This window comes from Paenibacillus sp. UNC451MF (assembly GCF_000686845.1).
Classification (GTDB): domain Bacteria; phylum Bacillota; class Bacilli; order Paenibacillales; family NBRC-103111; genus Paenibacillus_S.
The window spans coordinates 290,592-312,233 of the sequence record NZ_KK366024.1 but is presented as its reverse complement, the minus strand read 5'-3'; the positions used below and the strand labels follow the sequence as shown (position 1 = coordinate 312,233).

The 21,642-nt window shown below is 43.2% G+C and carries 16 protein-coding genes; 4 read left to right on the top strand and 12 right to left on the bottom strand.

Going from position 1 to position 21,642, the window contains the following annotated elements; all coding sequences use genetic code 11:
* Positions 1-170 precede the first annotated feature (170 nt).
* Both BP97_RS0132420 and BP97_RS0132415 read right to left on the bottom strand, forming a co-directional pair.
* Entirely contained in the window at positions 171-1,574 is a 1,404-nt protein-coding gene (locus BP97_RS0132420; RefSeq protein WP_051621115.1) for a M23 family metallopeptidase, read from the bottom strand.
* Between the two features lie 266 nt (positions 1,575-1,840).
* On the bottom strand, positions 1,841-2,956 hold the full coding sequence (locus BP97_RS0132415) for a GerAB/ArcD/ProY family transporter (protein ID WP_269321939.1): 1,116 nt from the start codon (positions 2,954-2,956) through the stop codon (positions 1,841-1,843).
* A 240-nt stretch (positions 2,957-3,196) separates the two neighbouring features.
* On the opposite strand from BP97_RS0132415, the gene BP97_RS0132410 reads away from it, so the two are divergent.
* Complete coding sequence (locus BP97_RS0132410; RefSeq protein ID WP_051621113.1) at positions 3,197-3,943, top strand: YheC/YheD family protein; 747 nt, start codon at positions 3,197-3,199, stop codon at positions 3,941-3,943.
* Positions 3,944-4,075: 132 nt separating this feature from the next.
* Entirely contained in the window at positions 4,076-5,335 is a 1,260-nt protein-coding gene (locus tag BP97_RS0132405) for a glycoside hydrolase family 18 protein (protein ID WP_028552786.1), read from the top strand.
* Positions 5,336-5,397: 62 nt separating this feature from the next.
* On the opposite strand, the gene BP97_RS39285 is transcribed toward BP97_RS0132405, so the two are convergent.
* The 7 genes from BP97_RS39285 to BP97_RS0132365 all read right to left on the bottom strand — a co-directional run bounded on the left by BP97_RS39285 (position 5,398) and on the right by BP97_RS0132365 (position 11,523).
* The gene (locus BP97_RS39285; RefSeq protein ID WP_051621111.1) at positions 5,398-6,597 is read right to left on the bottom strand and encodes a hypothetical protein; all 1,200 of its coding nucleotides are present in this window, start codon (positions 6,595-6,597) and stop codon (positions 5,398-5,400) included.
* 255 nt (positions 6,598-6,852) lie between these two features.
* The gene (locus BP97_RS0132395; RefSeq protein WP_028552785.1) at positions 6,853-7,647 is read right to left on the bottom strand and encodes a divergent polysaccharide deacetylase family protein; all 795 of its coding nucleotides are present in this window, start codon (positions 7,645-7,647) and stop codon (positions 6,853-6,855) included.
* Between the two features lie 81 nt (positions 7,648-7,728).
* Positions 7,729-8,478: a spermidine synthase gene (locus BP97_RS0132390; RefSeq protein WP_028552784.1), complete on the bottom strand. Its 750-nt coding sequence runs from the start codon at positions 8,476-8,478 to the stop codon at positions 7,729-7,731.
* Positions 8,479-8,797: 319 nt separating this feature from the next.
* Positions 8,798-9,073 carry a DUF2277 domain-containing protein gene (locus tag BP97_RS0132380; protein ID WP_028552782.1) on the bottom strand — a complete coding sequence of 92 codons (276 nt, stop codon included), beginning with the start codon at positions 9,071-9,073 and terminating at the stop codon, positions 8,798-8,800.
* A gap of 46 nt (positions 9,074-9,119) precedes the next feature.
* Complete coding sequence (locus BP97_RS0132375) at positions 9,120-9,533, bottom strand: VOC family protein (RefSeq protein ID WP_028552781.1); 414 nt, start codon at positions 9,531-9,533, stop codon at positions 9,120-9,122.
* A 201-nt stretch (positions 9,534-9,734) separates the two neighbouring features.
* Positions 9,735-10,520 (bottom strand): helix-turn-helix transcriptional regulator, encoded by a 786-nt coding sequence (locus BP97_RS0132370; protein ID WP_028552780.1) that lies wholly within the window; start codon positions 10,518-10,520, stop codon positions 9,735-9,737.
* Between the two features lie 121 nt (positions 10,521-10,641).
* Entirely contained in the window at positions 10,642-11,523 is an 882-nt protein-coding gene (locus BP97_RS0132365; RefSeq protein WP_028552779.1) for a LysR family transcriptional regulator, read from the bottom strand.
* 123 nt (positions 11,524-11,646) lie between these two features.
* Between BP97_RS0132365 and BP97_RS0132360 the strand changes: the two genes are divergently transcribed.
* The gene (locus BP97_RS0132360; protein WP_028552778.1) at positions 11,647-12,387 is read left to right on the top strand and encodes an SDR family NAD(P)-dependent oxidoreductase; all 741 of its coding nucleotides are present in this window, start codon (positions 11,647-11,649) and stop codon (positions 12,385-12,387) included.
* Positions 12,388-12,450: 63 nt separating this feature from the next.
* Here the strand turns inward: BP97_RS0132360 and BP97_RS0132355 are convergent, their stop codons facing one another.
* On the bottom strand, positions 12,451-13,839 hold the full coding sequence (locus BP97_RS0132355; protein ID WP_028552777.1) for a protoporphyrinogen oxidase: 1,389 nt from the start codon (positions 13,837-13,839) through the stop codon (positions 12,451-12,453).
* Between the two features lie 206 nt (positions 13,840-14,045).
* Positions 14,046-14,186 (bottom strand): hypothetical protein, encoded by a 141-nt coding sequence (locus tag BP97_RS40510; protein WP_156043467.1) that lies wholly within the window; start codon positions 14,184-14,186, stop codon positions 14,046-14,048.
* A gap of 210 nt (positions 14,187-14,396) precedes the next feature.
* Here BP97_RS40510 and BP97_RS0132345 point away from each other — a divergent pair, with 210 nt between their 5' ends.
* Entirely contained in the window at positions 14,397-15,953 is a 1,557-nt protein-coding gene (locus tag BP97_RS0132345) for an ABC-F family ATP-binding cassette domain-containing protein (RefSeq protein WP_028552776.1), read from the top strand.
* Positions 15,954-16,095: 142 nt separating this feature from the next.
* Here BP97_RS0132345 and BP97_RS0132340 read toward each other — a convergent pair whose 3' ends face one another.
* On the bottom strand, positions 16,096-21,633 hold the full coding sequence (locus tag BP97_RS0132340; RefSeq protein WP_028552775.1) for an SdrD B-like domain-containing protein: 5,538 nt from the start codon (positions 21,631-21,633) through the stop codon (positions 16,096-16,098).
* Between the last annotated feature and the right edge of the window lie 9 nt (positions 21,634-21,642).

Here is a 21,642-nt window from a genome sequence, read left to right as displayed (position 1 = left end):
GCATATGGATAAAAGAAGTGAAATGTAGCGCTTACATTTTACTCTTTAATAAAAACTCACTATAAAAAATACGGCCAACCGTTAGCAGATCCATCGAACTAGCCCGAAGATTTTCACACAAAAAAGCAGGCTATCTATAAACAGATGCCCGCATTATTGTTTTTATTCCGTCACGAATTAGTTGTCGACTTTTCCAGCCATTGAAACGGTGTCTTCTCAAAAAACAGATTGGGATTCACAGGCACATTATTCGCCCAGAACGTAAAATGTAAATGAGGACCTGTTGAAAATCCCGTCGTTCCGACGAGCCCGATAATGTCCCCTCGCTTTACTCGGTCCCCCGTTTTCACTCGTAATTCGGACATATGAGCATATTGAGAAAATAAGCCCATTCCATGGTCGAGGTAAATCGAGTTACCCGTTAAATATAAATTGTCCGCAAGTGCAACGATCCCATCATTAGTCGCTTTTATGGGTGTCCCTTGCTTTGCAGCGAGGTCAAGCGCCAGATGAGAGCCGCTAAGTTTGCCGTTAACGTATCGCATATGGCCATATGGGGTTGTCAATATCCCTTCAATCGGTTTCAAGAAAGTAGATTGAAATAAAAATTGGGGCTCGGATTGGCTTCTTGCCGCATCGATCTTTACTTGATCGGCTTCTATCCGTTTCGTATCCTGTCTCATGCTTTCCAGCTGCTCAGAGACTTGGAGATATTGTTTAGGAAAGCTTGCACTAACTACTTTCAATGTTTTATTCCCTATCGGATAATCTCCTGGCGGCACATTGGTACCTACAGGTAAATAGGTGAAATAACCAGCGCCGAACGGCTGTAAGGTATAGGATTTGCCCTGCCATTCCAGCTTGTCCGGTTTATCATGACGTACAAGAACCACATCGCCTTGGTTCACGGTATTGGGGATTAACAGCCATTCTGACTGTAAAGCAAGCTTAGTCTGATCAAGAGAAGCATAGAATGCAGACTCTTCATTTCTCCGCTGGAGTAAGAGCTTCTCATCCTCTAAAGCTTGTCTTACTGCTCCTGTGACATCGGTCTGCCAGGTAGTTCCTCCATCCGTTGTCGATAAGAGCCTGCTGCCCGCTTCCCCATTATCATTGACAATAGCCCAGCCTATATGGTCCGTCATAAACTGTGACTGCTTAACTGAATACTCTTTGGATTGATAGTTTACTATGGAGATTGTCTTTGGTGCTTGAAGGAAACGCAGTTCCCCGTTCCCCAAGCTAGTCGGCTCAACGGCCGTAGGCACTGTATCTGATGTGGTCCATGATACTCCGCCATCAGAGGTTACCATAATCTGATCCGCGTATCGAATCCAACCATGATCAAAATCGGTCATTGCGAATTCGAGTGCCTCTTTATATTTAGGCGCTTCGGGTTGGGCTTGATTCATTGAATTTTGCAGCATCGCAAAAGGAATACTTTGCCCGTTCCATAATGAATACAGAACAGCTCCCGCGGCTGAAACAACAAAAACGCTCAACCATATCAGCTTTGACTTTGACCTTCTAGCTTTATGTGTAACTGCACGACTATTATTATTTTGCAATGCCATTATCCTGCTCCTATCCCTTATGGAGTCGACTCCTTTGAGGTCCATTGCCTTTCGACTTGAGTCCTTTTCCATTAAATGTTAGTTTGTAAATTCGTTTCCATACTACCCTCCCTGTAAACATACTTCACAGGTCTTCTATGCTTTTTCTTCATGAACTATTTCTATTCTCTCCATGGTATTTCCTGCCATAATAGATCAAAACCATTATCATCAAAAAAGTCCTGCCATGCCGTTGAGCATGGAACAGGACAACTCTGAGACAAACCTTATATTTGCTGCACACTTCTAACCTTATATTTCACTAAATGGATAACTAACAATAGAAGCGGTAAAACGAAAGTAAATATGAAATCGACCGGAACAATGATTTTGCTAAAATTACTCAACTCAACGATATTGGAGAACATCAGCAGCGAGAAGAGCAAGATAATCATCCCAAGAGGTATGATTACGACCTTTTCCTTTCTTAAACCCACCCATTGAGAGATGCCTAAAACGACAACATAATAGTACATGCCGATCTTTAGAAAAGCACCGAACACCCAGAGTCCAAGTACGAGAGCATCTATACGTTCTAGAAAGCTTCCTATAGAGATGCTTTCGACCATTTCAAGTGTCGGAAATTTTAACGAGGACACCATTTCCTGACCGAAAATACCTACGACCGTAACATTGATAATGAAGAAAAAAGCATTAACAAAAATAATCCCACCGAATATTGCCAGTTTAATCTCTTTTTTTTGTTCAATGAATGGATAGAGCATGGCAAGCCAGGCAAGCTCACTCCACCGCGTTGCCGTTGGGACCATTGTTTTAATCATCGTAATCAAATCGGTTTCAAAAGTGGGCTTAACATTGGACCAATCCGCTTCTGAGAAAGCAAAAATAGCAAGAAGCAGCATTCCCCCAAAAATAAATGGAACGAGGATATCTGCGAGGCGCGCTAAAACCTCTAATCCCATGTAAATTGCATACACCACGATGACCATAATGCCTATACCAATTACTTCTATCGGAGTCTGGATTAGAAATCTCGTCTTCAGAAATTCTCCAAAGACCCTTACAGTAAAGCACGCCTGAATAACAAAATAAACTATATACAGTAAGCCCACCACATTTCCTGGCCACCGTCCGAGTATGGACTTGCAATATTCAATAAGCGTCACATCGGGAAACTGCTTCCACAGAACGATAAATACGATAACATACAACAGTTGAATTAGGATGCCAAGTAACAAAGAAGGGATTATATCCTGCCTATTATGTAACTCATTAAAGAATGGATTAGATACAAGATTGAGAATAAATCTGCTGCACACGAATAACCAAAAAGCTTGTCGTAATTGAAACCTGGCTAATAGCAAGTTAGTCCCCCTTTCCACAAGTTCCCGTTCCTTCGCCTTAGTATTGCCTGCGTAGGGTTCCTTATTCTGGAACCTAAGCAGCTAAGCTGATCCTGGAAAATGTTGTTTTCTTCATCTTGATTCGGGTTATCTAGCCCTCTGTTCGGCTTATATAAACAAGCTCCTTCTTAAATTTCCCCTGAATACCGTCTATAGCCTGTTCCATGCATACACCTATACGCATATAGTACTACAGCGAACAACTAGGAGGCCGATAGGATGGGATTTTTCAATAAAGAGAAGTTCAAATTTGGAAAGCTGCACAAATATAATTTCATGAATAAAAGCAACTCCATTCGCTCCTATCTACCCGATACAAGACTTGCCACCAAAGCTAATATCAGCTCCATGCTGAGATCGTATCGCACGATCTTCTTGAAACCAGATGAAGGAGCCGGAGGTCAGGGCATATATAAATTAACGAAAATAGGTAACAAATATATTCTAATAAGCGGTACCGTCAGGAAGCAGTACAACTCTCTTGATGCACTATACAACCTTCACCACAGATGGTTTGTCAAATACAAATACGTCGCACAGAAAGGCATCGAGCTGCTGAAATATAATAAACGCCCCTTCGATATAAGAGTCATGGTGCAGAAGAATAAAAGCCGCCAACTGGAGGTTACGGGAATAATCGGTCGATTAGCTAAACAGGGTAGAATCGTAACCAATTATCACAGCGGCGGTACACCATTGCCCGTTGAGACCCTTCTTTCTCCCCATCTTAAAGGCACCCGAAGAACCGAATATATCCATAAGATGGAGCAGATCGGCAAACAGGCATGCATAGTACTTGAGCGTATTTATCGCAGTAGAAAAGCATTCGGAGCTGATATCGCTATTGACAGTAAAATGAGGCCATGGATACTGGAGGTTAATACCAAACCAGACACCAAAATATTTCGAGCATTGAAGGATAAAACGATGTACAAAAGAGTTATGCGGTATAAAAATTTATATTAAACGCACCCCTTTGCCTGTCGCCTCCTATCGAGCGATGGGCTTTTTACTATGTGAACGAAGGATGTATAAATATTTAAAAACGCACAGGAATAGACTAGATCATCAGTTTACTCATTAAAGGAGGCAAGATCCTTGTTCATCTACATCGTCCAACCAGGTGATTCCTTGTACACCATAAGCGTGAAGTACGACATCCCAATAGATCGGATTAGACTTGCTAACGGTTTAGTCAGAATCAACATAGTCCCAGGGCAAGCGCTCCTAATTCCGCTCAGTATTTACAAAGTCCAGCCTGGGGACAGTATTTATACCATTGCCCAAATGGCCTATGTCCCTCTTCAGGCTTTAATCAATGCCAACCCCTCCATTCGTCCTAACGCCTTGTATCCTGGCATGAAAATTACAATCCCTAATATTTCAGATTTTTATATTACTACATTAGGCTACTATGCACTGAGAAGTCCCGAACTGGACCGTGCTTTAGTGAATGACTTCGCTCCATATGCCACCTTCATCTCGCTATTTGAATTTCATTTCTCAGCGGATGGCTCTTTAAATGTTCTAGATGATACAGCAGCAATTCAAACGGCTTGGAGCCGACGTGTCAACCCTCTTGCTACCATTACGAATCTAACTCAAACGGGATTCAGCACCGATCTTACTCACCAGGTATTGAACAACCCTGATGCTAGAAACACTCTTATTGAAAATATATATACTATCGTCTCGACGAAAGGGTATGCAGGAGTCAATATTGATTTCGAGAGAGTTTCGGCTGAGGACAGAGACTTATTTTCCGGATTTTTGCGCAGACTGAAGGAACGGCTCCAACCGGAAGGCTACTGGTTGACCATCGCAGTTCCAGCCAAAACAAGCGATGATATCCCTTGGCTGTTGGGCTATGATTACGGGGCAATCGGCTCCGTAGTCGATTTGATGTTTATCATGACGTATGATTGGCATCATGGTACCAGCGAAGCCGGTCCAGTAGCGCCTATCAATGAAGTTAGACGGACTATCGATTATGCGCTTCAATATGTACGCAGGGATAAGCTGTTAATCGGCCTCCCTTTCTATGGATATAACTGGATTGTTCCTTATCAGCCAGGTTCCGTTGCTCAAGCGCTCTCGAACCAAAATGCAGTGGATCTTGCCATGAGGTATCAAGTACCTATTCAATATTCACAGCAGTATAAATCACCATTTTTTGAATATGTCGATGAGAATGGACTAAGGCATGTCGTCTGGTTTGAGGATTCAAGAAGCATCAGCGAGAAAATGCTTTTAATCCGCGAGTATTTATTAGAAGGACTGGGAGCATGGCAATTAACCTTAGGATTTCCGGAAGGTCCTTGGCTGTTAACCAAGTTTTTCAGAGTCAAAAGAGTATAAGTGCATGTTAAAAACCACGGTGCTTGAACTCCCGCATCGTGGTTTTATATTGACAGAATACTTTATCGAGCTCGCTTTTTGCTCTTAACCTTCTCATCAGCCTTCGTTTTCGGTTTCTTTAGATCATCTAACTTAATGTCACTCATCTGCCAAGGTGATTGAATGGTCTCTCGTCGGAAAGTAAATAAAAAAGCTCTGTTTTGTTTTTGAAGACCTTTCTTTTGCAAGGTAACCATCAATCGAATATCAGCATTTAAAGCTTCTGGAGCAGTATCATTTTTTGTTAATGCTTTTTTTCGCGACTGCTGTTCCTTATGTACTTGAATGGAGCTTAGATCCTTCATCTCCTGAAGCACAAGGTCCCGTGTTTCTCGACTCACACCCTCGGATGTAAGATCTATAATGTGCATATCCTGATGATCTAACCCCTCAATAAAGCTTTCTGCTAATATACGCGGGGACGCCGCAGCCATATACGAACGCAGCTCTCCTGCTGATTTATGGATCATAAGTTGATGAGCGAGGTCAGGATGATCGGAACGATGCGTCGTACTGTCAAGAAAATGGACGCAAAAATGCCCTGAGAAATCATTATCCGGAATACCATCGCCTCCATGAGGCATTCCGTTCATGGACGCAGCTACCCATTCATTGCCAGAGTGAACCCAAACCGCTTTTCGTTTCCAGCTCCATCCATCACTGTAAATTTGCTTCATAATGGCCGTATCTTTTTTTGTTATTGGTTGAACATCTGCATGGGCGCTCCCAGCTCTTCGTTGAACTCGAAAGGTAAGGCCGGTTACCATATCTGTAATGGAGAAAATACTTTTTCTAGGGAATACATGCTGTGCGTTATTCCACGCAATCAATTTGCCATAGTGCCGCCCTCGCAGCACTGCGGCATAACTACGCATCGCTTCTGCTGCTTTTGCCGGAAGAACAAATCGCTTCCCGAGTTCTTCATCCCATAAAGTTCCGGAAGCTTCGTATCGAAAATGCTTCTCCGGGGTTGTTCTCAAAATAATAAACGTATCCGTAGGCGCTGCAGATGAAGCTCCTTCCTCATAACGCCCTTTTTTAAAGGCTTGGACCATATCGGAGCTGGTGAGATCCAATCTGCTTTCTATTACGGAGTCCGGCACTGATTTTACGATGATGCTGACCACTGTTTTTAAGGAATCCTTTGTCGCCAAGGAATGATGAGCAAATAGCAAGGAAGCTATAAAAACGATAAGTGTAGCTGCAAAGAAACGTCTGTGCATGTACAGTGCCTCCCATCCATTTTGCCATAGAAATGCTACTCCTATATAATTTTCAACAAATGGCTGAGATATGTATGTGCATGTTCACGACTTTCTCATTGACCATTGCACAGGAAGAGGATGTTTTAATTGTAATGAGGGGTCCCTACACCGCATAAGATATTAGTGAGGACCTCCTCCTTGCAGTCAACGGGAACAGTCAAAAAATAGACCATCAATGGATTCATTCCATCGGTGGTCTATTTTTTGTGTCCTTCATTGTATTATCTGCGGTGTAAGATTTTTCAAGAGCTTGGATACCGGTACGAACTCCGCTTCCTTCGTCATATCTGGAATGGATGCTTTCAGAACGGAGGCTGTGTTCTTACCCGGCCGCCCAACATGTCCAATTGCAATGCATTGATCTTGATGCTTCAAATAATCACGAATGGCCTTTAGCTGCTTAGATATATGGGATTTACTTGAACGGTCATCCAGAAAAAGCTTATTTTCCAGTACCGGGACACCGAGCTGCTTTCCAATATCACCTACAACGCTCCAATAATTGGTTTTGCTATCGAGAAAAAACAAGCCTCTCTCCTTGCATATTTGTAAAATTATGTTCATGACTCGACTATCAGCTGTTGCCTTTGAACCCATATGATTGTTAATCCCGACTGCATAGGGGACATCATCAATAGCCTCAAGAACCCTTTTACGTATTTCTTTCTCAGAGAGCCTTGTCGTAATAACGCCAGGTCCCAATGCTTCATTATTCGCCTTTAATGGTTCCATCGGCAAATGAACCAATACTTCATGCCCCACTTGATGGGCACGCTCCGCGTCTTGTTTGGTCGTAGGTAGAAAAGGCATGACAGCAACCGTAAGCGGGATCGGCATATTTAAGATTTCTTCGGTTCCTTCCATATCGTTGCCTAGATCATCAATCACGATGGCTATTTGTTTATTTGTTGCTCTACTCTCCGGTTGATCCATTCCAGCATGAACTTTATACATTGGATTTACGGCCAATAAAGTCATGCAAATCAATCCGACGAGAATCCGATTCATTCCACCCCTCCTCCTTTCTTCAGAAAATCCAATATTTTATTAACATGTCTCAAACCTAACCGTTTTATTAAGTGATGTTATTTATGTGTTCACACGATCCCAGATAACATGGCCTTCCCCTAACTCGATCTCTTGAAATCCTGCCATATCGTACTGCCTGAATTCGACTGTTCTATTGCTCCCGATAAGAATAATATTCCTAACATCGGTTTCATCTCCCCCTGGGAGTGCAAAAGCTAGAACTACAGAGACTGTTTCTTTAAGGGTCGTATGTACGGCGTTGATAAGCCTGTCGTTTTTTATTGTACCCGTTAAATTTAAGATAACCATGCCTTGTGAAGTCAGCTTCGACATAACCATGATGAAAAAATCCTTAGTCACTAAATGAATCGGAGTTCCTTTTGGAGTAAATGCATCAAGTACGACATAATCCAACGCGTTTGCTGGTTGAATGCTAAGGGTATGCCTCCCATCTCCGATAATTACATTATCGTATGGATATCCAAAATAACGCTTGCTAAGCTCTACAACCTGGTTATCCATTTCTGCTATGGTAAACAGCTTTTCAGGATAATTACCTGCAATGGTTCCGATTCCATGGCCGATCATAAATACCTTATTAAATGAGTTATTGTTAATCTCCATTAAGTGTATGATTGCTCTCGGGTATTCCAGTAGGATACGGCTTGGTTTTTTCATATCCATAGCGCCCTGAATGGCATGATCTGAAAACTGCAGGTAACGATATTTTCCAATCTTCCCGTATAGCTGTGTAGTTTCATAAACGCTAATTTCATTAAACATACTCGTTTCTTTAGCCAGTAAATGCAAACCAATAACCTCTTTCCGAATTCAATGATCTAATGCCCATGGCCATGTGCTGCTTCAGACATGTAATGGAGGATCGCAAAAGCAATGAGCAGTATTGACATGAGTAGGACTGTATAACCCATCCATTGTAATCTTAAAGAAGACGCAGATGATTTCGGTGACACAGCAAAACGTGCGCCTACACCAATAATTAAAAATAAGACTATGCCATACATTGCAAGATCTAACATACAATACACTCCTTTCGACCGAGTCTTCCTTTGAAACATAATAAGAGAGATAGATACGAAAGATCTATCTCCCTTATTATGAATCAACTTTAATCCGATGTCCCGAACCTCTTCGCGGATCTTGCACGAGCTCGTTCGATTTCTACCTCACGATTGCGCGGCTCGGCATTGGTTACAAGAGAATCCAGCAGGTTGCGTGCGACAACAGCGACTTCTTGAACAGCAAGGTTAAATGCTTCCTCGTTCACCTTGGATGGTGCTGTAAATCCGGACAGCTTTCTAACGAATTGAAGCGATGCCGCTTCAACTTCATCTTCGGTAGCCGGAGGTTCGAAATTAAAGAGTGTCTTAATATTACGGCACATAACTGTCCACTATCTCCTTTGTGTGACTTCTTATGATGCCATTGTACTATTTTTGAACTGCATTTTCATCCATATAAATGAATTCCCATAGATGACCATCTATATCCTGAAAGCTCCAACTATACATAAACACATGATCAACTGGATCGTTTAATTTCTTTCCCCCAGCCGCTATAGCTTTGTTTACGATCTCATCTACACTTTCCTTACTATTAGCTGACAAGGCTACAATAACTTCTGCACTTGTCGAAGTATCTGAAATTTGTTTATTACTGAATGATTGGAAGAAATCTTCCACTAAGAGCATGACAAATATATTCTCGCTTACGACCATGCAGGTTGCATTATGATCCGTAAATTGAGCATTAAATTCAAATCCGATCTCAGTAAAAAAATCGATCGATTTATTCAAATCTTTAACCGGTAAATTAACAAAAATTTTATCTGCTGTTGCTGCCATGTAATTCCCACCTTATTATTATTTTTGCATAACATGCATACGTTATAGCCGTTCCCTTGAAATTCCACCTGTAGCGATTCGAAGCCTCCATTCTGTCACAATGAACCTTATTCGATGCAGCTTAATCTTCCAACTGACGCCTATTGTAACACGAGACTTTTAAGACGAATTCTTATGAATTGCTATGTTTCATCATAATTCCTATTTGACTACTCTATTAAGAAAATTATTCATCAGCAGGGGCAGAGAAATCAATATGGGGGGATCGTCTTGCCGAGCGGCATGCAGCATCACATGTTGATAAGGAATTTCTGCATTGGGTCTTACTATGATAGGTTTCTTCGATCGAGTGCGTAATGTTGAATGAGGCAGAAGAAAATCGATGGCACTCATTTCCCATGAAACCGAAGTTGCCATGAGATAATAGACCCCCGGTGTGACATTCGTAAAACAGAATTCGCCTGTTGACGGGACCAGTGTTCCATAAAGCGGCAAACCTTCAGGAATTGGCTTGGCAAATAATCCAACCAGAACCACTCCCTCAAAGGGCACTGTCGCTTGAATAGAGCCTTGTATCGTTCCATATGGGCTCGGTATCGGGTGATCCTTTCGCCAGTGACGGAGTCTCTGCAGTGCTTGTAAATGATGATCTGCCGTGATAGCGGAGTTGCGAAATTCTGAAGGCGTTACCCCTACTCGTTCGGTGAATCGGGTTGTGAAGGTTCCCAAGCTTTGCTGGCCGATCTCCAATCCTATATCACGTACACACATATTAGAGTGAAGCAATAGATCCTTTGCTTTTTGTAAGCGTAAGGAAGACGCATAATACAGTGGGGAGAGACCTACTTTCTCTTTAAAAATACGGGTAAAATGATACGGGCTATACCCTGCATATGCAGCTAAATGAGATAACGGAAGGGGTTCATAAAGATTTTTGTGAATATAAGAAACCACTTCATCTATTTCGATATAACGCTCAGTGGTCATTCTTCCAATCACTCCATTCTCACACTTTACCTAGTTTCAACATCCTTCCCGCAGTTTTTCACGGAACGCCAGTTCTCATTTACAATACCATATTTTTCTTTCTAATGGAAATACTTACGATTCATGCGTTCAACTCACTCTTGAGAAAATGATACAGCTTATAGCTAGCCGATGTCATGGGATCCTGGGGAGCTTTGGTAAGAATCCCAAAAGTCATGTCGATAAGACTACCACTCATTGATCTAACGGTTGTACCTTCAGGTGCCGGATTCAAAGCAATCTTAGGTACTAGCGCAATACCAATCCCTCTTTCGACATAATACTGTAGAGCGGTCATACTACCAATCTCCATTGTATCAATGGGCAAGCATCCTGATTCCTGCAGCACCATCTCCAGTTTTTTACGATAAGGACAAGTTGCAGCTGTAATGAGAAGACGATACTCTTGGATATCCTCGGGAGTTATAACCGCTTTTTGTGCTAAAGGATGATCCTTCGGCATTAGTAAGACAAACGATTCTTTAAATAATGGTTCAAAATAAAGCTCCGAGCCAAGGTCAGGCGACGAGCAAAGAGCTAGATCAAGCTCCCCTTTAAGAAGTCTTTCACTAAGTGCCGGTGTGCTGGCAAAGTCCACTGAGATACGAATTTTCGGGTGCTGAGACATAAATTTTTCGATCGTATCAGGCAAACGATAGCTGCCCGTAGGTTCCGTTACCCCTAAACGGATACTCCCCGCTTCGCCAAGCAGCAAATCGGATAAGCTCATTTGTAATTGCTCCATATTTTTAACAATTTGCAGGCTCTGCTCATAGAACAGTCTTCCTGCCTCTGTTAATCGGATTTTTTTACCACGCTCTATTAACTGAACGCCTAAATCAGACTCCAGCTTTTGGATTTGCATTGTCACCGTCGATTGCACATAATTCATCTCTTCCGCAGCGCGGTTAAAGCTGCCATGCTTCACGATCATCTGAAACGTCTTCAAGGCTTTCATATCCATATCGATACTCCCTAACCTAAAATTCATTTTTTTTGAATAATTGATTCATTTAATTCAATTATACAAATATACGATCCAGTTATACAATAACGGTTAAGGAGAGATTCAAAGGAGATGGCTAAGATGAAAATATCCAATAAAGTAGCACTTATAACAGGTGGCGGGACAGGTATTGGTAGAGCTGCGAGCATAAAGCTTGCTGAACGCGGGGCTATCGTTGCCGTTAATTATTCCCGTTCTCAAGCTGATGCTGAGGACATCGTTCAACACATTTGCAAAAATGGAGGTAAAGCTATTGCTATCAAAGCCGATGTGTCTCAAGATCAAGAAGTCAATGAAATGGTCGATACCATAGCGCAACAGTTGGGTGGCATTGATTTACTTGTCAATAATGCCAGCATTACACGACATATTCCATTTGATGACTTAGACGCGGCTTCGGAAGAAGTATGGGATGAACTATATGATGTCAATGTGAAAGGCATGTTTTATTGTGCTCGGGCCGCTTCCCGATGGATGCTGAAAAACAAACAAGGAGCCATAGTGAATATTGGCAGTATTGCGGGACAAACCGGCTTAGGCTCTTCCCTTCCCTATGCAGTCTCTAAGGCCGCGGTTCATGGACTTACGAAATCGTTGGCTCGTGCATTAGCTCCTTATGTTAGAGTCAATTGTGTAGTTCCTGGTGCGGTAGCCACAAGGTGGTGGGCTGGTAGGGAAGAACAAATGAACCGGTTAGCTCCAAATCTTTTGCTGCAGCGTATTTCAACTCCAGAAGATATCGCTCAGCTTGTATGCGCTAGTCTGGAGCAAGAAGCTATGACAGGACAAATCATTACTATAGATAGTGGCCAAACTTTATAGAACTTTTGAAGTAACAGAAAGAGGATACCTATGGAGGTATCCTCTTTGCTTCTCAATTACGCGTTACGATAAACGTTCCACAATCCGATTCGCTGTTGCTTCCCCGTTTGCAATGCAATCAGGAATCCCTACTCCATAATAAGAGCATCCGGCCAAAATGACGTTCGGGTAACTCGTTTCCAGCTTCGATTCCAACGATTTAACAATTTCATTATGTTTGATATGATAATTCGGCATCGTTTCGTGCCATTTGGTGACTTCATAAGTTATCGGCTTGGACGAAATTCCAAGGCTATTTTGAATATCTTTTAAAGCGACTTCCAACAGCTCCTCTTCCGAGAGCTTTCGCAGTGTCGAATAAATAGGCTTCAAGCTCTTATAGAAGAGTCTCACTAATAGATGTCTATTTAGGGAGGTATGCTCCCACTTCCTGCTCGTCCATGTGCAGGCGTCGCAGACCAAGCTGCTTTCTTCAGCTACAATGAAGCCTGTTCCATCCTGCGGGAGCTGTTCGTCGGGAATATCAAATCCGATATATACACTTATTAGTGAGCTGTTCTTAAACTGATCGAAATCTTGATTCAGTTCTTCGGAACGTAAAAGCTTTTGGGCTGTTGTGTGCAAGGTGCTAAGGACAACGAAATCTGCCTCTACGACATTTTGGTCATCACAAGTGATTCGATACCGTTCTTGATCTTTTTCGATGGCTTCTGCTTTAACACCTTTTAGAATATCAACGTCAGAGAGCTGGCTCTCTAACGCATCGATTAACGTAGACATTCCATTTTTAAAGGAGAGAAATTTGCTCTTGCCTGTTCCTTGAAACTTCTGTTTGTTCTCTGAAAGCCCCTTGATAATGCTCCCATATTCGTTCTTATAGTCCAACAGGTACGGCATTGTGGAGGCAATCGTTAAGTCATTAATCCTGCCGGAATAAACTCCGGATAAGACAGGCGATATTTGTCTCTCAACAATTTCCTTACCTAGAAAACTCTCTAAAAACAACCCTACGGAATCGTTCTTGGTGAAGGTTTCGTTCTTCGTATAAAAGTCCTTGAGCGCCTCCACTTTCCCTTCCGCAGATATTAAGTTGCTTTTAGCTAACGATTCAATACTCATTGGAATTCCAAAAATGCAGTCATCGGGAATGCGCTTCAGCTCACCGTCAATATACAAAAAAGAGATTCCTGTCGCGTTATATACGACTTCCTCTTGTAAATTCAATTCTTCTATAAAAGGTGCAACATTTGCCTTTCGGGTTACGATGGAATCCGCTCCGGTTTCCATAATAAATTCACTTTCATGGTGGGTGTTTATTTTCCCGCCTAATTTATGGTTAGCTTCGATCAATATGACTTTAAGATCGAGGTTGTTTGCTTTATTTTTTTGGGTCAGATAGTACGCGGCAGATAGACCGGTAATACCTCCACCTATGATAGCAACTGTTTTCAAAGTCATTACCCCTCACTAGACAACATTAAATATTTCGTTTGACCAAAGTATACCATAAACAAGGTATTTCAAAACAAACCGCTTTTTGTTATGTATGTGAACTTTTCGCTTTACCGCCAACGGGTCGAGAACTTTGCCCCAGAAACAAAAGGACCGCGCTGAGCGCGGGTCGTCTATGCTGTATGTTATATGAAGTTTCCTTTTTATTAACCGTAGAAAGGGTGCTCGTTGCCCATCAAATAATTGATTATGAAGTAAGCTAGCGGACAAAGAATAACAAGGCTGAAAATTATGATAATAAAGCCTAGACCATCAAATTGATTTTGTGTATTTTTTACTGTTTCCATACTGTCATCCCCCACTCTAATATTATTTCTACACCCCTGATTATAAGGATGGAGGGGGTTAAAGTAAGTGACGAAGATCACAGTTGCAACCGGTATTGAACTTCGAATTATTGAAAGATTGTAAGTTTTTAAGCTTCCGCATTGAGTTCTTTGCTGCATACCGTATATAATATAACGAGAAATTAAGTTTATATAGAAAAGGTGTCATACATGAGTATATTAAATGTAGAAAGACTAAGTCATGGCTTTGGAGATCGCGCTATTTTCAATGATGTTTCCTTCCGTCTTCTCAAGGGCGAACACATCGGGCTAATTGGAGCCAACGGCGAAGGCAAATCCACATTCATGAACATTATTACTGGGAAGCTTCAGCCGGACGACGGGAAAGTCGAATGGTCCAAACGGATGCGCGTCGGTTATTTGGACCAGCATGCCGTACTGAGCAAAGGAATGACGATTCGCGATGTCCTTAAAGGGGCCTTCCAATACTTGTTCGATATGGAACAAGAGATGAATGATATGTACGGTAGAATGGGCGAGGTTTCTCCAGAAGAGCTGGAACGCCTGCTCGAAGATGTAGGAACGATTCAAGATACTTTAACGAATCAAGACTTTTACATGATCGATGCCAAGGTCGAAGAAACGGCACGAGGTCTGGGACTTACCGACATTGGGCTGGATAAAGACGTTAACGACCTTAGCGGTGGACAACGTACCAAAGTTTTGCTTGCTAAGCTTTTGCTTGAAAAGCCGGATATTTTGCTGCTCGATGAGCCGACGAACTATCTCGATGAACAGCACATCGATTGGTTAAAACGCTACCTACAAGAATACGAGAATGCCTTCATTCTGATTTCACATGACATTCCGTTCCTGAACAGTGTTATTAACCTGATCTATCATATGGAAAACCAAGAGCTGAACCGCTATGTTGGCGACTACGACCATTTCCAACAGGTTTACGAAATGAAAAAGCAGCAGCTTGAGTCTGCTTACAAACGCCAACAGCAGGAAATTGCCGATCTGAAGGATTTCGTTGCGCGGAACAAAGCCAGTGTTGCCACTCGTAACATGGCGATGTCCAGACAGAAGAAGCTCGACAAGATGGATGTTATCGAACTGGCGAAGGAGAAACCAAAACCGCAGTTCAACTTCAAGGAAGCGAGAACATCCGGCAAGATGATCTTCGAAACCGAGAACCTGGTTATCGGTTATGATTCACCATTATCCAAACCGCTCACGCTGCGTATGGAACGCGGGCAAAAGATTGCTCTCGTAGGTGCCAACGGTATCGGTAAAACGACCTTGATGCGGAGCATTTTGGGCGAGATTAAGCCTGTTTCAGGCTCCGTACAACTCGGTGATCTCTTGAATATCGGTTATTTCGAGCAGGAATCGAAGGATGCCAACTACAACACTTGTATTGAGGAAGTGTGGAACGAATTCTCTTCCTTTACTCAATTTGAAGTACGTGCGGCCTTGGCCAAATGTGGACTAACAACAAAGCATATCGAAAGTAAGATTGCCGTACTGAGTGGAGGCGAGAAAGCCAAAGTACGCCTGTGCAAGCTGATCAATCGTGAAACGAATCTACTCGTACTCGATGAGCCGACTAACCATTTGGATGTCGATGCTAAGGAAGAACTGAAACGTGCTCTCAAAGCCTATAAAGGCAGCATCCTTCTCATCTCTCACGAACCTGAGTTTTATCGTGATGTCGTTACAGATATCTGGAACTGCGAATCCTGGACTACAAAAGTATTTTAATGAACTCAAGCCTGTCTAACTGTTAGTGGTTAGGCAGGTTTTTTTGAATTCTGTGAGCTATACAAAAAAGCCGCGCTGAGCGCGGCTCTAAGTTTAATATATCTTGATAGCTGAAAACGCATCTCTATACCCATTAGGGTGTTCAATTCGATTTCTTGGCTTTCTTCCCTCTGTAATAGAGAAAAGCGGCTGCAATACACAACATCAATCCAACGAACGGTGTGGCAGGTAACGATTCTCCGGTTAAAGGCAATTGCTTACCGCCTTTATGTTGATCAGGAGTTTTCTTATCGGTCGGAGTAACATCGGGTTGAGTCTGCCCTTGTTCTTGTTTGGTTGGCTCAGTTGGCTTCTCGCTCGGCAGCTCGTTACCCGGCTGGTTGCCATCCGGGTTATTACCGTCAGGCTGCTTATCCGGCGGCTGTACTCCTCCATGTGTAGTACCTGGTTGTGTACCGCCAGAATTATTATCAGGCTGATTGCCAGTAGGCTGACCACCAGAACCGCCGCTCCCCGGCTGACCACCACCGCCCCCAGGTGAAGGATCGCTAGGAGAGCTGCCTCCCGAATCGCCTGGATCGGATGGACCGGGATCGGTAGACTTCATTCGCAATCCAGCATCGATCGTAAGGTTTCTATCTCCTGCCGCTAGAATGATTACGTCTGTTGCTCCATCACCTTTGGCATCGGAATCAACTGCACTGTCCGTACCCTTCCCTTTTGGTGTGAACTCATAGCCTGTTGGAGGATCGAATTTCACCACGTACCTGCCCGGCTGGAGGTTCCCGAATGTATAATAACCAGGTTTGTCATACACATTTCCTGTGACAGTAGACGTAAGCTGAATTCCCGTTTCTGAATACAATCTAACGATGATCCCATTCATTCCAGTCTCTTCGTTATTTTGTATGCCATCCCCATTCGTATCCAGCCATACATAGTCTCCTATTGCTGCGTCTGGGTTTTCCGGACCCGTACCAGGATTGCCGCCATCATCGACTTTAACCAATCCTGCGTCTACAGTTAAGTTCGTTTGCCCGTCAGCAAGCGTGAGTACATCTGTACTTCCGTCTCCCTTAGCATCGGAATCAAGAGCTCTGTCCGTACCATTCCCCTTACGTGTGAACTCTAAGCCGGATGGAAGGTCAAACTTCACGAAGTACTTACCTTCCTGGAGATGATCGAAGGAATAGGTACCTGATTGACCATATACAGTTCCAGTAACAGTAGAAGTCAGAAGACGCCCAGACTCGTCGTATAAGTTCACGAAGAGGCCATTTACACCTGGCTCTCCTGCATCTTGTAAACCATTTCCGTTCGAATCGATCCACACGAAATCTCCTATTTTACCCGCTTTAGGAGGAGTTACAGCTTGTTTTCTTAACCCAGCATCCACGGTTAAGTTCTTCTCACCTGCTGCAAGAGTGAATGTATCGGTAAAACCATCGGCAGAGACATCTGAATCCGCAGCTTTGTTCTCACCTGCTCCCTTTGAAGTAAAGTCGTAGCCCGCAGGGAGATCTACTTTAACTTTGTAGATTCCGGGCTGGAGAGCGTCAAATAGATAGGATCCGCTTCGTCCATAGACCGTTCCCGTTACTGTCGACTTGAGAAGCTGACCACTGTCATTGTACAGCTTCACAGTGACATCATTGAGCCCTAATTCTTTATCATTCTGTATACCGTCTTCATTATCGTCAATCCAGACAAAATCACCAACCGATCCTTTGATAGGTGGTTCTGTTGCCCGCTGCAATCCCGCATCCACGGTCAAGTTAATTTGCCCCGGCGCCAGCGAGATTAAATCTGTCATTCCGTCTGCATTAGCGTCCGAATCGAGGGTGTTGTCGTCACCGGCTCCTTTTGCCGAGAACGCATAACCGTTTGGCAATTCAAACTTGACTGCATAGCTACCTGCGAGCAAATTGTCGAAACGGTAGAAACCGTTACTCGCATAAACCGATCGGTACACCGAATTGTATACTGATGCAGTCACTGTTGAGCTCTGAAGAATCCCCGCATCGTCGAACAGTTTCACAACGATACCATTAACACCGGTATTTCCGTCATTTTGAATGCCATCGCCATTGCTGTCCAACCAAACCGTATCCCCAATACTTCCTCTTGCAGGCGGCTGTGTTACTCGCTTTAGCCCTGCATCGATCGTTGGATTCGATTCACCGAAACCAAGTGTAATCAAAGAGGTTTTGCCATCCGTCGGATTAGCGTTGGAATCGGTATCGGACTTAGCATCCGATCCTTGACTAGTGAATTCATAGGAGCTACCCGGAAGCAAAAACTGCACAATGTAGTTGCCCGCCCACAGATTATTAAACTCATAATAACCGTCACCATAGACAGCATCCTTCACCGTTGACGTCTTGCTTAGCAATTCACCATTTTCACTATATAACTGGACACTGACTCCATTCATTCCGGACTCGCCGGCGTCCTGCAAACCGTTCTTGTTTTCATCTAACCAGACACGGTTACCCAGGCTAGAATTCGGAACTAGCAAACCAGCATCAATAGTTGTATTGACTTCGTCCGGACCTAACGAGATAAGTCCTGATTTTCCTGTTAAATCCGCATCCGAATCCACTTCCCGTTTACTTCCGTCGCCTTTCTTCGTAAACGTATATCCACTAGGCAAAATGAATTCGACGACATACTCCCCAGATGTTAAATAATTGAACTCATACACTCCGTTTTCAGAGGTTACCGTAGTGCCTAACAAGTAACCGTTTTTGTCATACAAGTTCACGGTGACTCCATTGAGTCCAAGTTCACCAGCATCCTGCAAACCATCGCCGTTCTTGTCTATCCAAACCTTGTCGCCAATCTTAGCTTTAGGGGGAGTCAATCCGGCATCTATTGTATGTATCTTGTCACCAGCAGCAAGCCGTATGATTTCTGACCATCCATCTGCATTGGCATCAGAATCTAATGACCTATTATCTCCGACGAACGCTCTAACCCATCCGCTATAACCATCTGGTCGGATGAACTTCACTCTATAGCTGCCTTCATCCAGATTGGTGAACAAGTAATACCCTGGGTTACCACCATGATCGTTGCTCGTTATAGTCGTTTGAACAAGCTTGTCGGATGCATTATAGAGTTCGACCTGTACTCCATTCACACCCTGCTCTTTGGGCTCGTTTTGAATACCGTCTTCATTGTTATCAAGCCATACATAGTCTCCGATTTCTCCCTTAGCGTCTTCCTTAACGACAACGCCTACCTTGAGAGGCTCCGATGTTAATAACGATTTACCATTATCACTTCGTTTGGCCGTATAACCAAAGGAATTCCAGGCCACTTCATCTGTAGGGGCATTGACAGGCGCGCGCAAGACCCATCTCAATTCCTCCTGGGCTCCAGGAGCAATAACATGATCATCGGAGAATTCCAATTTGATTCCCGTAACCTTGGTAATATCAGCCGGAGGCTCCTTAGACCAGATGCCACCACTCATCGTTACGGATGTATCTGTAGTATAGTTCACTGTTATGTAACTCTGGGTGCTTAACTTACTTGTCAATACAGGACTCCATTTGCTGTCACGAGCCGAAATATCGACGACACCTCTGTCCCCTACTCGCGGTAAAGCATCAACAATTAACAGGCTTCTTACAGGAATATTGCCCACATTGGTCACTTGGAGCTTATATTCAACTTTTCCACCAGGTGTTGTTATTGCTTTATCAGGGTATTTCGTCCAGTTATCGCCGTCCAGATCCCCTTGGACCCATTTGACGGATTCAACCTTCACTACGGAATTCACGTAAAAGGCACCATTGTTATAAACATACCACTTGCCATTCATCTTTTTCATTTTGGCAAAATCGATGCTGTTCAAGTAAGGGTGTTTATCTGAGGTGACATCTGCTTCATTATCTACATAGCTTGCTATTGTGCCTGCTTTAATCTTGGCTTCATACTCTAGTTCAATCTTCTTATCACTCCCAAGAACAGCTGGAGTTCCATCATCCCACAACCATTTAAGCAAAGTTCGGCCATTAGCTGACACAATGGATTGCTCAAACTTGGGTGCAGGAAGACTCAAACCGCTATCGTTAACGACAACACCGCTGCCAGCCACATACTCCAATTCTGCCGGAAGCAGGTCCTCAATGATCGGATTGTTGAAATCGGAGCTGCTGTACTCGGTATTACGAACCGAAATCCGATATTTTACCGTATCACCAGGCGAGAAGCTTGAACCGTTTATTACTTTTTTAGTCACTTCGATTAGAGGTCGGTTCTGAACAACATAGATAGAAGCCGTGCGTTGTTCTTCCTTCCTAACGCCTTCGAAGCTGTAATTCAATTTTGCTAAATTAGTGATTTTATTGCTCTCATTGGGTTCGACTGGAGCAGCATAGGCTGGGTTTAGACGGTAGCGAATCTCGAGATTTCCATTCTGATAAAAGTCCACCGGAACCTCTCCGAAAACGAACCGAATACCCTTGACAGAAGCTCCAGTGATAGGTGCATCACTTGTTTTTAAAACAACGCTCTGATCGGCGCGAACCGTTCCCCAACTCATCCATGGGTCATCTGCATTATTTGAAAGCGTATATTCGACCGCATAGGTTGAGATTCCATTGAATGTAGGAGTAGTAATTTGCTGAAGCTCCAACCCCGAAGGCGTCATATCGGTAAAAACATAATTTTGCAGCTTCACATTGGCAGTACTATATAGATTCAAAATATTGAAATTGACCAACTGACCTGGAGAAATCTCCTTTTGTCGATCATTCACCATCTTAAAAAAACCGGGACTGCCATTGCCTGCTTCATTCGTAAAAGAATCTTTTCTCTCCGCTTTCAATGTGACTTTATCTTGATTTAATGGATTGAACGTTGCTTCTGCCTTATTCGTCACATCGCCACTCGCATCCAGGGGGTATTTCACTGTAACCCAGTATTCCTTGTAGCCTATATTCTCCCCAAACGTTCCCTCATTCCAGGTCACCGTATTTCCGGCAACACTAGCATTTGGACGCGACGATACATATTGAGCGCCTGGTGGCAGTGTATCTTGAACTACAACATTGCGAAGCTCAAGTCTGCCGAAATTTGATGTGTTTTTATTATAAAACGTAATTTTGTATTCCACTTCGCTTCCGGGCTTCGGATTCAAAGCAGTAATCGGTCTTGTTCTTTCTTTCTTGAATTCCCAGTCCGCAGATGCCGTAGCAGTTACTTGAACCGTGTTCGACATTAGCAAGCCTTGGCTGCTCTCAAACCTGCTCTGTACATTTGCCTTTGTGCCATTAGGTGTAACAAAATTTGGAAAATAAACATTAAGCTGTAACGTTCCTGTAGTGCCTGCTTTGATTGCATTATTAAATTTAAAAGTTACCGTGTGACTTGCTGCATCATACGAATATGCCGTATCGTTCGCATTCACAGCGGAATCAAATTTAAGTTCCTTTGGGAGCGGGACGACGATTTGAGCGTTCGTGTATTGCTGTGTCGTACTGGACAAGCTGTAATCAATTTCCAGCATGAATCTTTTTCCTGAAGCTATTTCCGATTCCGTACTTCGCATCGCGATTTGTATGCCGTTCTCAGGTCCATCAGCAGCCATTGCCGTTATGGGTACCAAAATGAGATTGATTATCATCAGAAGCACCCAGACCAAAGCTTGCCCTCTTATAAACCTTTTCATTTGCTACAT